This is a genomic window from Lentzea sp. NPDC003310 (assembly GCF_040610935.1).
GTDB lineage: Bacteria > Actinomycetota > Actinomycetes > Mycobacteriales > Pseudonocardiaceae > Lentzea.
This window is the reverse complement of the sequence record NZ_JBEXNC010000019.1, coordinates 62,005-75,852: the sequence shown is the minus strand read 5'-3', so window position 1 is coordinate 75,852 and position 13,848 is coordinate 62,005. Positions and strand designations below refer to the sequence as shown.

At 70.4% G+C, this 13,848-nt stretch carries 11 protein-coding genes and 1 tRNA gene; 6 read left to right on the top strand and 6 right to left on the bottom strand.

All coding sequences use genetic code 11. The features are described from left to right. Positions 1-4: 4 nt before the first annotated feature. Positions 5-1,348 (bottom strand): threonine/serine exporter family protein, encoded by a 1,344-nt coding sequence (locus ABZX02_RS34190; RefSeq protein ID WP_355304538.1) that lies wholly within the window; start codon positions 1,346-1,348, stop codon positions 5-7. 259 nt (positions 1,349-1,607) lie between these two features. On the opposite strand from ABZX02_RS34190, the gene ABZX02_RS34185 reads away from it, so the two are divergent. Further along, a tRNA-Thr gene (locus ABZX02_RS34185) sits at positions 1,608-1,680 on the top strand. 379 nt (positions 1,681-2,059) lie between these two features. Here ABZX02_RS34185 and ABZX02_RS34180 read toward each other — a convergent pair. Both ABZX02_RS34180 and ABZX02_RS34175 read right to left on the bottom strand, forming a co-directional pair. After that, complete coding sequence (locus ABZX02_RS34180) at positions 2,060-2,320, bottom strand: hypothetical protein (protein WP_355304536.1); 261 nt, start codon at positions 2,318-2,320, stop codon at positions 2,060-2,062. 146 nt (positions 2,321-2,466) lie between these two features. After that, a complete protein-coding gene (locus ABZX02_RS34175; protein WP_355304534.1) occupies positions 2,467-3,654 on the bottom strand; it encodes a hypothetical protein in 1,188 nt (395 codons plus the stop codon). A gap of 55 nt (positions 3,655-3,709) precedes the next feature. Between ABZX02_RS34175 and mgrA the strand changes: the two genes are divergently transcribed. Next, the gene (gene mgrA, locus ABZX02_RS34170; RefSeq protein WP_355304532.1) at positions 3,710-4,738 is read left to right on the top strand and encodes an L-glyceraldehyde 3-phosphate reductase; all 1,029 of its coding nucleotides are present in this window, start codon (positions 3,710-3,712) and stop codon (positions 4,736-4,738) included. A gap of 1 nt (position 4,739) precedes the next feature. Here mgrA and ABZX02_RS34165 read toward each other — a convergent pair whose 3' ends face one another. Continuing rightward, positions 4,740-6,155 carry a HAMP domain-containing sensor histidine kinase gene (locus ABZX02_RS34165; RefSeq protein WP_355304530.1) on the bottom strand — a complete coding sequence of 472 codons (1,416 nt, stop codon included), beginning with the start codon at positions 6,153-6,155 and terminating at the stop codon, positions 4,740-4,742. A 7-nt stretch (positions 6,156-6,162) separates the two neighbouring features. Then, on the bottom strand, positions 6,163-6,861 hold the full coding sequence (locus tag ABZX02_RS34160; protein ID WP_198680521.1) for a response regulator transcription factor: 699 nt from the start codon (positions 6,859-6,861) through the stop codon (positions 6,163-6,165). 135 nt (positions 6,862-6,996) lie between these two features. Between ABZX02_RS34160 and ABZX02_RS34155 the strand changes: the two genes are divergently transcribed. The 3 genes from ABZX02_RS34155 to ABZX02_RS34145 are packed head-to-tail and all read left to right on the top strand — an operon-like array spanning position 6,997 to position 9,601. Then, on the top strand, positions 6,997-8,355 hold the full coding sequence (locus tag ABZX02_RS34155) for a ferredoxin reductase family protein (protein WP_355304527.1): 1,359 nt from the start codon (positions 6,997-6,999) through the stop codon (positions 8,353-8,355). 13 nt (positions 8,356-8,368) lie between these two features. Then, a complete protein-coding gene (locus ABZX02_RS34150) occupies positions 8,369-8,857 on the top strand; it encodes an FMN-binding protein (RefSeq protein WP_355304525.1) in 489 nt (162 codons plus the stop codon). Positions 8,858-8,866: 9 nt separating this feature from the next. Next, complete coding sequence (locus ABZX02_RS34145; RefSeq protein WP_355304523.1) at positions 8,867-9,601, top strand: FAD:protein FMN transferase; 735 nt, start codon at positions 8,867-8,869, stop codon at positions 9,599-9,601. A 341-nt stretch (positions 9,602-9,942) separates the two neighbouring features. Here ABZX02_RS34145 and ABZX02_RS34140 read toward each other — a convergent pair whose 3' ends face one another. Continuing rightward, complete coding sequence (locus ABZX02_RS34140) at positions 9,943-10,956, bottom strand: ADP-ribosylglycohydrolase family protein (protein ID WP_355304521.1); 1,014 nt, start codon at positions 10,954-10,956, stop codon at positions 9,943-9,945. A 122-nt stretch (positions 10,957-11,078) separates the two neighbouring features. On the opposite strand from ABZX02_RS34140, the gene ABZX02_RS34135 reads away from it, so the two are divergent. Continuing rightward, complete coding sequence (locus ABZX02_RS34135; RefSeq protein ID WP_355304519.1) at positions 11,079-13,844, top strand: BTAD domain-containing putative transcriptional regulator; 2,766 nt, start codon at positions 11,079-11,081, stop codon at positions 13,842-13,844. Positions 13,845-13,848 lie beyond the last annotated feature (4 nt).

Below are 13,848 nucleotides of genomic sequence, written 5' to 3'. Positions count from 1 at the left end.
AGGTTCACTCCAACCGACGCTTGGTCGGCCTGAGCGGCCCGGACAGCCGCGGTCCGGCGAACTTGCGCTCCAGGCGACCGAGTCCGGTGCGCACGGGTTGGGCCAGGTACTCGCCGAACACGACACCTCCGGCCAGGGCGAGAGCGATGCCGCTCGCGAACACCAACGTGCTCAGGCCGGCCGGATCGCCCTCGGCGGTGAGCTGGAACAGACCTCGGTAGGTCGTCCAGCCGGGCAGCAGCGGGACGACGCCCGCCTGCACGACGACGAGGGTCGGGATGCGCAGCCGGCGGGTCATCGTGGCGCCGCCGAACCCGGTGATCGCGGCGGCCACGGCCGAGCTCAGCAACGCGTCCAGCCCGAGGCTCGTCATGAGGCCGTACGCGGCCGTGCCGATCGCGCCGGAGATGGCGGCGGCGACGAGCGCGCGAGGCCGGGCGTAGCAGGCGAGCGCGAAGAACGCGCTGGTCGCCGCACCGGCCGCGAACTGCATCGGCACCGCGGAGATCAGCGCGGGCAACGGGTCGCTCAGCCTGATGTCCAGTCCGAAGTGGACTGCCGAGCGGATGGCCAGCGCGACGCCCGCGATCAGGCCGGCGCTGAGCAGCACGGTCTCGACGGTGCGGCCGGCGGCGGTGACGTTGTAGCCGGAGATCGCGTCCTGCACGGTGCTGACCAGCGCGAGCCCGGACAGCAGCACGACGATCCCGACGGCGACCAGCAGGCTCGGCCGCACCGGCAGCAGGCCGGTCGAGTAGATCGCCAGCGCGGCGCCCGTGCCGAGCGCGCCGCCGACGAGCTGCTGGAAGAAGAACGGGAGGTTGCGCCGGTTGAGCACCCTGCCGACCCGGTCGACCACGGCGGTGATCGCGGCGGCGGTGAGCGCGAGCACGAGCCCGCCGCCCACGAGGAACGCGACCGCGGCGGCCATGCCGCCCCACGCGACCGTGGCGACCCAACGCGGGTACGGGTGCGCCGCGTTCGTGATGTCCTCCAGGCGCGCGTGAGCTTCCTCGATCGGCCCCAGGTTGCGCACGAGGTGCTCGACGTCGGCGAGCCGCGTGTAGTCGAGGCTGCGCTGACGGACGACGCGGATGGACGTGATCGGCGGTGCCTCCGTGCCGCGGTGGCACGACACGCTGATGGAGGTGTAGATCACGTCGACTTCCGTGTGCGGAAGTCCATAGCTCTCGGTGACCGAGAGAATCGTCGCTGTCACGTCGGCGGCGCCGGCCCCGCTGGCCATCTGGACCTCGCCGATCTTCAGTGCGAGATCGAGTACCAGGTGAACCGTGGTGTCATCGGGCAGAGCAGGGCCGTGCAGGCTGTTCGTGGAAATCTTGCGCACCTCCGTCGTGTGATCGTGACGGGCACTTCGGCTGTTGCTGTGTCGTCGGCCACCTCCGATCGGGCGACCCGAAAAGGAGGACATGATCACTATCCGTTGGTTACCCTCCTGACCTGGTCAAGGCGGTAGGTCCGACGCCCTGATCCACTCGGTTGGTTGGTGTGGCTCCTGTTGGAGCAATCCGATCACACTGAGAGCAGACCGTTCGCCGCAGGTGGCACCCGCAACGGGCGCTTACGATGTTCGCGAACACGCGCCCGCCGGCGTAGCTCAATTGGCAGAGCACTCGCCTTGTAAGCGAAAGGTTAGGGGTTCGATTCCCCTCGCCGGCTCAATTCGGCTCCCTGACCAGCCACGATGGTTGGTCGGGGAGCCTTCTTGCTTCCCCGGCCCAATCGCCGCCTTGTTTCCCGGGGCGAAGTGGATGCCCTTCCCGCTGGTCGCCGCCGGTTCCCCGTCTTGTTCGGCGTGTCGCGCCCATGGCGTTTCCAGCACTATCCGCACCGCTTCCTGTGCGTTCCGTAGTCGTTTGGTCGCGCATTGACTTCCGAACCGGGATAACACCTTCATTTGCACCTGGTGAGTCAACGGTCAGGAATGTCCGGACCACATATGCGAACGGCGGTGGCCGGCCGGTTCGGCGGAGATAGCGCGGGACGCGGTTCTCGGCGAACGGCCGCGCCCTTCCAGCGTGGTCCGATCGAGTGGCGCTCAGCTCTTCCGCACGAGACCGGTGAACCCCGCGACGCTCAACGTGGCGAACGACCACCCGAGCACCTGCACCACCCAGCCCACCCCGGTCGTCCACTGCCCGGCCGGTCCGTTCGAGGGTTCGCACCGCGGGCTGCCGCCGAGCTTCACCAGCGGGAGGGCGAGGTCCGCCGCGAGCCCGATCCTGTTCACCGGCGAGCACGCGTCGGCGGGGCGGTCCTTGGCCGGCGTCAGACCGCCGTGGGCACCGGCCGTCCACACCAGGCAGAGCGCGAGCAGGAACGTGGCGAGCAGACCCGCGACCGCGCGGGACGGCCGGTAGCCGTAGCCGAGGGTGAGGCCGAGGAACCGGTGCCACAGCCGGTTTCCGGGGTCGCCGCGGTGGCCGAGGTCGCGTTGCTGGGCGATCAGGACCCGGCGGGCGGTGTGCTCGTGGCCCGCGGCGCGGTCGCGAGCTGCTGGTAGGGCTGGGCCTCGTAGGCGGGGGTGTCGTCGCGCAGCATCGCGAGCCAGCCGCCGACGTCGTCCGGAGCGTCCGGGTAGGACAGTCCGTCGAGGGTGACCGACGCCCCGGCGAGGTGCTCCGGCTCCAGCCCGAGCGCCCTGCCCACGTCGGTGCTGCGCAGGTCGAGCTCGATCCCCGTGCCGCGGTTGCGGATCAGGTCGGGGCGGAGCGTGAGCTCGCTGCCCACGTCGCAGTTGCTGATCTCCAGCGCGGCCTCGTCGCCCGCGGCGTCGATCTCGGCGTCGCGGACCGTCAGGCTCGCGCCGATCGTCGTCATGTGCAGCGAGATCGCCTGACCCGCGCGGTTGCGGACGAGACCGGTGAGGAGCAGGCCCGCGCCGATCTTCGTGTCGACCATGCGGATGGTCGCGGACCCCTCCTGCGCGACCGCGTCGATCCCGCCGAGCTTCACCTCGGACCGGATCCGCGCGCCGTCGGTGCACAGTGCGCCGCGCAGCACGGTCTCGCGCAGGTCCAGCCCGCCGATGTCGGCCTCGACGAGGAAGAACGCGTCGGCGCCGTCGCCGCGCACGATCGCGTTCTCGGCGGAGAGCACGCCGCCGATCCGCGCGCCGTTCGCGGTGATCGCCGGTCCGGCGAGGCCGGTGACGCAGGCGTCGTCGAGGACCAGGTCGCCGCCGACGTCGACGTTGTCCAGGAACAGCGCGCACCCGCCGCGCCACCCCGGCCACGAGTACAGCTCACGCGCCATGACAGAACCGCCGACCTTCAGGCCGTACGCGGTGAACGAGCCGATGCTGCTGCCGTTGAGCGAGAGCGTGCCATCGACCCGTGCGTGGTCCATGTCGAACTTGTCGGCGCACCGCGCGTAAGTCATCTCGAAGTTCCTGGTGCGCAAGCCTTCCGCACGCAGGTCCCACATCGAGGTGCTGCTCAGGTCGATCGTGGCGATGTCGGCGTGCCGCAGCGACACCTCGCCCGGCAGGTGGCAGCCGACCAGGGTCAGCGGCCCGGCCATCGTCAGGAAGTCGAGGTCGAGCGTGCCGTCGATCCACGTCCGGTAGAGCGTCACGCCCGTGGGTGAGTCACGTGCGTCGAGCACCAACGCGCGCACGTCCTCTGCCCGCATGAAAACGTGTTTCTCGTCCTGCTCTGTCTCGTTAGGACGTGACATTGTGGGACCCATGTCCTACCTCGCGGATAGCGCGCGCTACGACCAGATGACCTACCGGCGGACGGGACGCAGCGGCCTCAAGCTGCCCGCCATCTCGCTCGGCCTGTGGCACAACTTCGGCGGAGACCGGCCCTACGAACTGGGCCGCGGGATCGCGCGGAGGGCGTTCGACCTCGGTGTCACGCACTTCGACCTCGCCAACAACTACGGGCCTCCTTACGGAAGTGCGGAGATCACGTTCGGGCAGATCTTGAAGGATGATCTCAGGCCGTACCGCGACGAGCTCGTGATTTCGACGAAGGCGGGCTACGACATGTGGCCTGGGCCGTACGGGGAGTGGGGCAGCCGCAAGTACCTGCTGAGCTCTCTCGACCAGTCGCTGACCCGGATGGGCCTCGACCACGTCGACATCTTCTACTCGCACCGGTTCGACCCGGAGACGCCGCTGGAAGAGACCATGGGCGCGCTCGTGTCCGCGGTCCAGCAGGGCAAGGCGCTCTACGTCGGCATCTCGTCGTACTCGCCGACCAAGACCCGCGAGGCCGCCGAGCTGCTGCGGTCCGCGGGCGTGCCGCTGCTGATCCACCAGCCGTCGTACTCGATGCTCAACCGCTGGATCGAGCCGGAGCTGCTGGACACCCTGGAGGAGGTCGGCGCCGGCTGCATCGCGTTCTCGCCGCTCGCGCAGGGCATGCTGACCGACCGGTACCTGAACGGCATCCCCGAGGGCTCGCGCGCCACGCAGGGCAAGTCGCTGTCGACGGACCTGCTGAGCGACGAGAACCTGAGCCGCATCCGGTCGCTGAACGAGATCGCGAAGTCGCGCGGCCAGTCGCTCGCGCAGCTCGCGCTGACCTGGACGATCCGCGACTCGCGCGTCACTTCGGCGTTGATCGGCGCGTCCTCGGTCGGGCAGCTGGAGCAGAACCTCGCGGCCCTGCAGGCGCCGCCGCTGACCGACGACGAGCTCGCCGAGATCGACAAGTACGCCGTCGAGTCGGGCATCGACCTGTGGGCGACGAGCTCGCAGGCGGAGTGAGCTAGGCCGGGTGCCGGGGTAGGCGGATCGTGAAGACCGTCGACCCCGGCCGGCTCGCCAGCTCGATCGTGCCGCCGTGCGCTTCCACCAGCGACTTCACCACCGCGAGCCCCAGTCCGCTGCCGCCGCGCTGCCGGGTCCGCGAGTCGTCGACCCGGTAGAACCGGTCGAAGATCCGGGCCCGGTCGGCCTCCGGGATGCCGGGGCCGGTGTCGGTCACCCTGATCACCGCCCAGCCGTTCTCGGCCGTCACCTTCAGCGTCACCGCCGTGCCCGCGGGCGTGTGCACGGCCGCGTTGGTCAGCAGGTTGTCGAGCACCTGCCGCACCCGCGTCGGGTCGGCGGTCATGGTCACCGTGTCGGCGTCGAGGGTCAGCTCGTGCGACGGCCTGCCCGCGCGGAACGCGTCCGCCGCAGCCTCGGCGATCACCGAGAGGTCCAGTTCCTCCGGGCGCAACGGCGGTTCGGTCGCGGCGGAGTCCAGGCGGGCCAGCAGCAGCAGGTCGTCGAGCAGCACGCTCATCCGCGACGCCTCGGACCGCAGCTTCTCCAGGTGTTTCTCGCGCTCGCCCGGTTCGTTGGCCGCCGCGTACTTGAAGAGGTCCGCGTAGCCGCGCAACGACGTGAGGGGCGTCCTCAGCTCGTGTGACGCGTCGGCGATGAACCGGCGCAAGCGTTGCTCTGCGGCTGTGCGCGCGGCCAAAGAAGAGTCGATGTGCGCGAGCATCTTGTTGAACGCCTCGCGCAGCTCCTCCACCTCGACGCCGCCGCCGTTGCCGTCCACGCGCATCTTCAGGTCGCCGGAGTCGGTCAGGTCGTGCGACGAGATGTCGTGCGCGGTGTCGGCCATGTCCGACAACGGCTGCATGCCCTTGCGGATCAGCGCCTGGCCACCGACGACCAGCGCGACGAGCGCCGCCAGGAACGTGATCACGCCGACCGTGACGAGCTGGGAGATCGTGCCGTCGCGGTCCTGGGTCGGGGCCGCGCTGACCACGATCCACTCGCCCTTGACGACCTGGCAGGCCCGCAGCCGGAACTTGCCCTCGCCGCGCAGGTACTCGGTCTGGAACTCGTCGGCGACCAGCGCCTTCTTCGCGAGGGCGTCGAACTTCTCGCGGTCGTCCGGCTGCTGCTCTCCCGGCTGCGGCCGCAGCTCGCCGTTCTCGATCTTGTAGACGACGGCGAACCAGTCCGGCGGGATCTTGGTGATCTTGCCGTAGTACTCGACCTCCTTGGCCGAGCCCTGCTGGCTGATCACCATCTGGTCGTCCAGGCGGCGGTCGAGGAAGTCCTTCATCGACGTGACCATGACCCAACCGACGATCACGAACACCGTCAGCGCGAGCGCGCCGAGGCCCAGCGCGAGGCGGGTGCCGAGCCGCCACTCGCGGACGGGGGTGAGGCGGAGCTTCATCGCGGGCTCACTCCGCTGCTCGGCGGAGCACGTACCCCACACCGCGCACGGTGTGGATCAACGGCTCGCGGCCGTCGTCGAGCTTGCGGCGCAGGTGGGAGATGACGAGCTCGACGACGTTGGACCGGCCGCCGAAGTCGTACTCCCACACGTGGTCGAGGATCTGCGCCTTGGTCAGCACGGCGGGCGAGCGCCGCATCAGGTACCGCAGCAACTCGTACTCGGTCGGCGTCAGCGTGACGAGCTTGCCGCCGCGGCGGACCTCGCGGGTGTCCTCGTCCATCACCAGGTCGGACACCTTCAGCACCGAACGCTTCCACGACGGACCCGTCGAACGGCGCAGCACGGCCCTGAGCCGCGCCATCAGTTCCTCGACGGAAAAAGGTTTCACGAGGTAGTCGTCGCCGCCTCGCGTGAGTCCCGCCACACGGTCCGCGGTGCCGTCACGGGCCGTCAGGAAGACCACGGGGACCATCGCGCCGGCCGCCCGCATTCGATCGAGAACGGTGAATCCGTCCAGGTCAGGCAGCATGAGGTCGAGCACGACGATGTCGGGTTGGAACTCGGCCGCCTCTCTCAACGCGTCCTCGCCGTTGAGAGCGGTCGCGGCCTGCCAGCCCTCGTACCGGGCGACCGTCGCGACCAGGTCAGCGATGTGCGGCTCGTCGTCGACGACGAGCAGTCGAACCGAATTCCCCTTGTCCACGTGCTCATGGTGCGTCACCCCGTGGCTCTCCCGCTCGATCGACAGGAAGTCGACAGCGCGGGCATAGGGGAGCCACAGCTCGAAAGCCCAGGATCGAGATCAACCGCCAGAGACCGCCCGACCGAGGAGCCCGCCGTGACGACCACCCTGCAGCCACCCGCGCGAACGGCTCCGGCCGGCCGCGCGACGCCGCACAAGGTGCTGGCCAAAGCCGGCCTGTACGTGTTCCTCCTGGCCAACGCGGCGTTCGTGACCTACCTGTTCAATGCGGCGGGAGTCGGCTCGAACAAGCTGGTGAACTTCGGCCGCCTCGCCGGTCTCTACGGCGCGCTCGCCATGGCGTTCCAGCTGCTCCTGGTGGCGCGGCTGCCGTGGCTCGACCGGCGCCTGGGCATGGACAAGCTCACCTCGTGGCACCGCTGGGTCGGGTTCTCGATCTTCTGGCTGCTGGTCGGTCACCTGGTCTTCATCGCGTTCGGCAACGCGGGCGACTCCGGGCCGATCGCGGAGATCGTCCGGCAGGCGACCGAGCTCGAGGGCATCCTCCGCGCTCTGGTGGCGTGGGCGATCATCATGGTCGTCGGCATCGTCTCGGCCCGGTTCGCGCGCCGCAAGCTCGCCTACGAGACCTGGCACTTCATCCACCTCTACACCTACATCGCGATCTTCCTCGCGTTCTCGCACCAGGTCGCGGTGGGCAGCACGTTCCGCAAGTCCGCGCTCGCGACGGGCTACTGGTGGGGCCTCTGGGCGTTCGCGCTCGGCTCCGTCCTCATCGGACGCGTCGCGCTGCCGCTCTACCGCAACTGGAAGCACCAGTTCCGCGTCGCCGCCGTCGTGCCCGAGGCGCACAACGTCGTCTCGGTCTACATCGAGGGCAAGGACCTGGACCAGCTCGGCGCCCGCGCCGGCCAGTTCTTCCTGTGGCGCTTCGTGACCAAGGACCGCTGGTGGCAGGCCAACCCGTTCTCGCTGTCCGCGGCCCCGAACGGCAAGTACCTGCGGCTCACCGCGAAGGCCTTGGGCACCGGCAGCGCGGACATCCGCAACATCAAGGTCGGCACGCGCGTGTTCGCCGAGGGCCCGTACGGCGCGTTCACGACCATGCACCAGACCAAGCCCAACGCGCTCCTCGTCGCGGGCGGTGTCGGCGTCACGCCGGTCCGGGCGCTGCTGGAGGAGATCAAGGGCCACGTCGTGGTGCTCTACCGGGTCAGCGACCCGCGCGAAGCCGTGCTGCTGCGCGAGCTCGAAGGGCTCGCCAGGGCGAAGGGCGCGGCGTTGCGCCTGGTCACCGGTTCGTCGAAGACCATCACCGCGAACGGACCGCTGCTCGGCCCGGAGAACATCGCCGCGCTCGTGCCGGACGTGCAGGACCGCGACGTGTTCATCTGCGGCCCGAACGGGATGACCGGCGCGGTGATCACCAGCCTCGAGGCGCTGGGAGTGCCCGCCAACCAGATCCACGCCGAGCGCTTCGCGCTGGCCAACTGAAGGGTTCGACGACGTGAAGTGGGCAATTCCCGTAGCGGTGCTCAGCGTGGCCGGCCTCGTCCCGGTGTGGCTCTACACGCCGGGCGCGGCGCACGAGGGCGAGATCAACGAGGCCGCCGCGCCGCCGGTCACCCAGGAGCAGCAGGCCGCGCCGCAGACCACCACGCCGCAGGCGACCGCGCCGAAGACGTCCGGGTCGGCCGCGCCCAAGACGACGCAGCAGCAGACCCAGCAGCAGGCCCAGAACCGCACCGTGCCGGGTCCCGCGGTGAACACGTCCGAGGGCACCGTGCAGGTGCAGGTGACGTTGCAGGGCACCAAGATCGTGGACGTGAAGGCGTTGCGGGCACCCAACAGCAACCCGACCAGGATGGCCCTGCCGCTGCTGCGCGAGTCGGCACTCAAGGCGCAGAGCGCGGACATCGACACGGTGTCCGGCGCGACCGCGACCTCCGACGGCTACAAGCAGTCGCTGCAGGCCGCCCTCGACAACGCCAAGTAGGGAGCGGTCGTGCGGCGCGTCGAGCACATCATGGGCCTGCCGATCTCGGTGGACCTGCGGGACGGTGACGCCGCACTGGCCGAGAGCGCGTTCGCCTGGCTGCGCGCGGCGGACGCCCAGTTCTCGCCGTTCAAACCGGACAGCGAGGTGTCCCGGCTGGACCGGGGTGAGCTCACCAGGGAAGAGCTCACCCCGGACCTGGTCGAGGTGCTGTCGCTGTGCGACTGGTACGAGCAGTCGACCGGTGGCGCGTTCACCGCGCGGGTGCCGGGCCGCGGGCTCGACCCGTGCGCCGTGGTGAAGGGCTGGGCTGTGCAACGGGCGGCGGACATGCTGCGGGCGGGCGGCGCCACGTCGTTCTGCGTCAACGCGGGCGGCGACGTGGTGACGGCCGGCGAGCCCGAACCCGGAAAGCCTTGGCGCGTAGGCGTTCGCCACCCCGACATCGCCGACCAGCTCTCCGTCGTGCTCGGCGTGCGCGACGGAGCCGTTGCCACGTCAGCGTTGTACGAACGCGGGCAGCACATCCTGGACGGCCGTACCGGTCAGCCGGTCTCGGGAATTCTTTCGGTCACTGTTTTCTCCGACGACCTCGCGATCGCGGATACCACTGCCACAGCAGCGTTTGCGCTGGGCAGGGACGGGATCGAGTGGGCGGCGGCGCAGGAGGACTGCGAGGTCTTCATCGTCGACGAAGATCGTCGCGTGTACTCCAGCCCTGGACTTCCCGTACACATCTGTTAACATGCTCGCCCAACGGAGCCTTGACTCCGGGGCACGTTTTTCGTTGATCAAGAGCTGGATCGGAGCTCGCGCTCGGGGCAAGACCCGGCCTGCTGTTGACCAAGTGATCGTGCGAGAAGGCCTGCTGCAGCGCGAATTCGGGAGCGCGCTACAGCGGGCCTTTTCTGTGTTTTTGGCCGCTGCTCCGCAGCGGTCGGCGACGAGTTCGAGTTTCCGCGAGTTCGCGTCGGTCGTCCGGCTGCCGGTTCAGGTCAACCGCCGCAGGCGATTCGGCCCGAACCGGCAGCCGGACGACCGACTTCCCGGCGAACTCGCCGCCGTCTGCGGAGCAGCGGCCAAAGTTACGCGTAGCGGTCCTCGTTGAAGTCCAGGTTCACCGCGGACATGCCGAGGTCGCGGCCCATCGCGTCCAGCACGTCCACCATCTCGAGCCCCATCAGCCAGTCGCGGGGCAGCGCCTCGGTGCCGTGCAACGCACCCAGCACGTTCCCCGTCAACGCCGCCGTCGCGTCACTGCCGCCGGAGTGGTTGGCGGCCGCCCGCATCGCGTCCACGAACTGCGACGGCTTCGGGTGCGTCAGCACCGTGTAGACGGCGATCGCCAGCGCCTCGGGCCCGGTCCAGCCGCTGCCGAGCCGGTCGACGCGCACGGGCGACGAACCGTCGTGCTCCTCCGCCAGCACCACGGCGCGGGTCAGCACCGTCGCGGTGTACGTGTCGTCGCGCAGCACGCGGCCGATGACCTGGTCGATCGCCTCGCGCAACGGGCGCGCCTTCACGGCGAGCAGGTGGATCAGCAGCGCCAGCGCGCCGCCGGAGACCCAGCCGCCCGTGCCGCCGTGCGTCAGCGCGGCGAAGCGGCAGCCCAGGTCGTACGCGATCGCCGCGGACGGCGCGAAGCCCGCCGGCGCGGTGCGCGTGACGCCGTTGCAGCCGGACGACTCGTTGTGCGGGTTCTCCGGAGTGGACGGTGTCTCGGCGGCCAGCGCGCGCAGGCACGTGAGGCCCGGCGAGCGGCTCTCGTACAGCCGCTCGTCGGCGAGCAGTCCGGCCGCTCCGTGCTCGGGAGCCGGTTGCTGCTGGGTGATCAGCCACCGCCGGTAGCTGTGCCAGACCATCTCGGACGGTTCCCACTCGCCGGTGCGCTTGCCGCGCACCCAGGCGCGCAGGTAGCCGTCGGCGGTGAACAGGGTCAGCTGGGTGTCGTCGGTGAACAGCGCGGGCTTCGGTGGGCCCAGCACGCCCTCGGGACCGTGTTCGCGCTGGATGTCGGCCCAGCCGAGGTACTGCACCGGCGCACCGAGCGCATCACCGAGAGCGCCGCCGAGAAGGCACCCGGCGCCGCGGTCAACCACGGAATTCCTGTCACGCGGCACAGGTGAACAGTAGCGTCCCGCGAACTCACGCCGAACTTGTATCTGAGACTCCCGGTTGTGCACCTGTTGAAGTGACGAGGTCAGCGCACCTGAGGAGGGGCATGCGGAGCAAAACCGGACTCGAGTTCGGCGTGCTCGGTCCACTCCAGGTGCTCGCGGACGGACGGCTCGTCCAGCTGGGCCGTCGTGGCATGCGCGGACTGCTGGCCATGCTGGTCGTCGAGGCGAACCGACCCGTCTCGATCGACCAGATCGTCGACGCGCTGTGGACGGACACGCCTCCGGCCACGGCGCGGACGATCGTGCACGGGTACGTCTCGCGGTTGCGCAAGGTGCTGGAGGAGTCCGATCCCGCGGGCTCCGCGACCATCCGCACCACGCCGACCGGCTACGAGCTGACCGTCGACCCGTGGCGCCTCGACCTGCACCGCGCCAAGCAGCTCGTGGCGTCCTCCCGCGGCAAGCCCGCCGCCATCAGGGCGGGCCTGCTGCGCGAGGCGTTGGGGCTGTGGCGCGGTCCGGTGCTCGCGGACGTACCGGGTGACCCGATGACCTCCGACCTGGAAGAGCTGCGGCTGTCGGCGCTGGAGGAGCGCATCGACGCCGAGCTCGAGCTCGGCCGCCACCTGGAGCTGGTCGGCGAGCTGCGCGGGCTGTGCACCGAGTACCCGTTCCGCGAACGGCTGGTCGCCCACAGCATGCGGGCGCTCTACCGCAGCGGCCAGCGGGCCGACGCGCTGGAGGCCTACCAGCGGTTCCAGCGCCGCGCCGTGGACGAGCTCGGCATCGACCCCGGTCCGCAGCTGCGCGCGCTGCACGAGCAGGTGCTGCGCGACGACCCGTCGCTGAGCGTCGTCGGGCCGGTCGAGTCGCGGCCCGTCGCGCCGCGTGCCGGGATCGTGGCGCCGGCGCTGCTGCCCGCGTCCGCGTCGCGGCTGTTCGGCCGCGCCGACGACAGCGCGTGGCTCGACAACGTCGTGGCGACGCGGAACCTGCTGGCCACCTCGGTGTCCGTGCTGACCGGCCCGCCCGGGGTCGGCAAGAGCGCCCTCGCGATCACGTGGGGGCACGAGAACTCCGAGCAGTTCCCGCACGGCGTGCTGTTCGCGTCGCTCGGCGACACCGAGCCGGGCGAGGTGCTGACCCGGTTCCTGGTGGCGTTGGGAGTGCCGGCCGACGGCGTGCCGGTCGGTGTGCCGGACCGCGTCGGGCTGTACCGCTCGCTGCTCAACCGCCGGCGCGTGCTGGTGGTGCTGGACGACGTGACGGCGTTCGAGCAGGTCCAGCCCCTGCTGCCGCCGGGGTCCGGGTCGGTGGTGCTGGTGACCTCGCGGTCCCAGCTGGAACGGCTCGTGGTCACCAACAGCGCCCGCGTGCGCAAGCTCGGCCCGCTGGACGACCCGGCGGCCCGCGAACTCGTGGACGACGTGCTCGGCAGGCCGCTGTCGACCCAGGACCCGATCGCGGCGCAGAAGCTCGCCGAACTGTGCGGCGGTCTGCCGCTCGCGCTGCGGGTGGCCGCCGCGAAGCTCGTGATCAGTCCGGAGTGGACGGTCGACGAGCTGGTCGGCGAGCTCGCCGACGACGAGCACCGGCTGCACGGCCTCGACCTGCCGGAGGCGGGCGTCGGGGTGGCCCGCGCGCTGGACCTGTCGACCCGCGACCTGCCGTCCGACCTGGGCGAGGTCTTCCAGTCCGTGGGCATGGCGCCCGGCCGGTGGATGTCGTCGCACGCCGTCGCCGCGCTGACCCGCACGCGGGTCGAGTCGGCGCGCTCCCGGCTCACCGAGCTCGTCGGGGTGAACCTGCTGGTCGAACCGTGGCCGGACGGCTTCACGATGCACGAGCTGGTGCGCCTGTACGTGCGCGGCACCGGCCTGTCCGACCTGGACTCGTTGCGGCGCCTGGTGAACTACTACCTCGTCGCGTGCGACCACGTCCGGCGCGCCATCCGCCCGGTCCGCGATGGCCTGGACTTCGCGTTGCGGGACAACGGTTCCACGGCGTTGCCCGCGTTCGACGACCCGGTCGACTGGTTCGACCAGGAGTGGCCCAACATCGTCGCGGTCGTGCACGCCTCCGCCGAACGCGGTCTGCACGACCAGGTGTGGCAGCTGGTCCGGCTGCTGCACCACTACGCGACCATGCGCGCGCTCACCGGGGAGTGGGTGGCGCTGGTCGGGTTCGGCCTGGCCGCCGCCGAGGTGACGGGGAGCCGCCTCGGCCAGGTCCTCATGCTCGACACGACCTACACGACGAACGCCCGGCTGGGACGGCCCCTCCTGCTGCCCGACGCCCGCCGTGCGCACCGGCTCGCGGTCGAGATCGGCGAACGCCAGTACCTCGTGCTGACGCTCGCCCAGCTCGCCGACGTCCTGTTCCGGCTGGAACAGCACGACGAGGCGCTGCTGCACTTCTGGGAGTCGGTGCAGCTCGCGCAGCAGTCCGGCGACGTCGTCGGCGAGGCGCACGGCCTGAACAACGTGGCGCAGGTCGAACAGGCCCGCGGGCACGTCGAGATCGCGCTGCAGCACCAGGCCCACGCCGTCGAGGTGTACCGGCGCTCCGGCGACAACGTCGCGTTGCTGCGCGGTCTCGCGAACCTCGCGGAGCTGCACCTGCAGGCGGGCGCGCTGGACCAGGCCGAGGTGCTGGCCCGCCAGGTCGTCGACCAGGCCGCCGTCGCCGAGGTGACGTACCTGGAGGGGTTCGGCCGGCACGTGCTCGGCGGGGTGTTGCTCCGGCGGGCGGAATGGGTTGCTGCGGCAGCGGAATTGACGGAGGCGCTGAACCTGTACGCGCAGGTCAACTCGGCCCGCGCGGTCGAGGTGAGGGCCCTGCTGGACTCGCTGTCGTCCGAGGTTTAGCCAC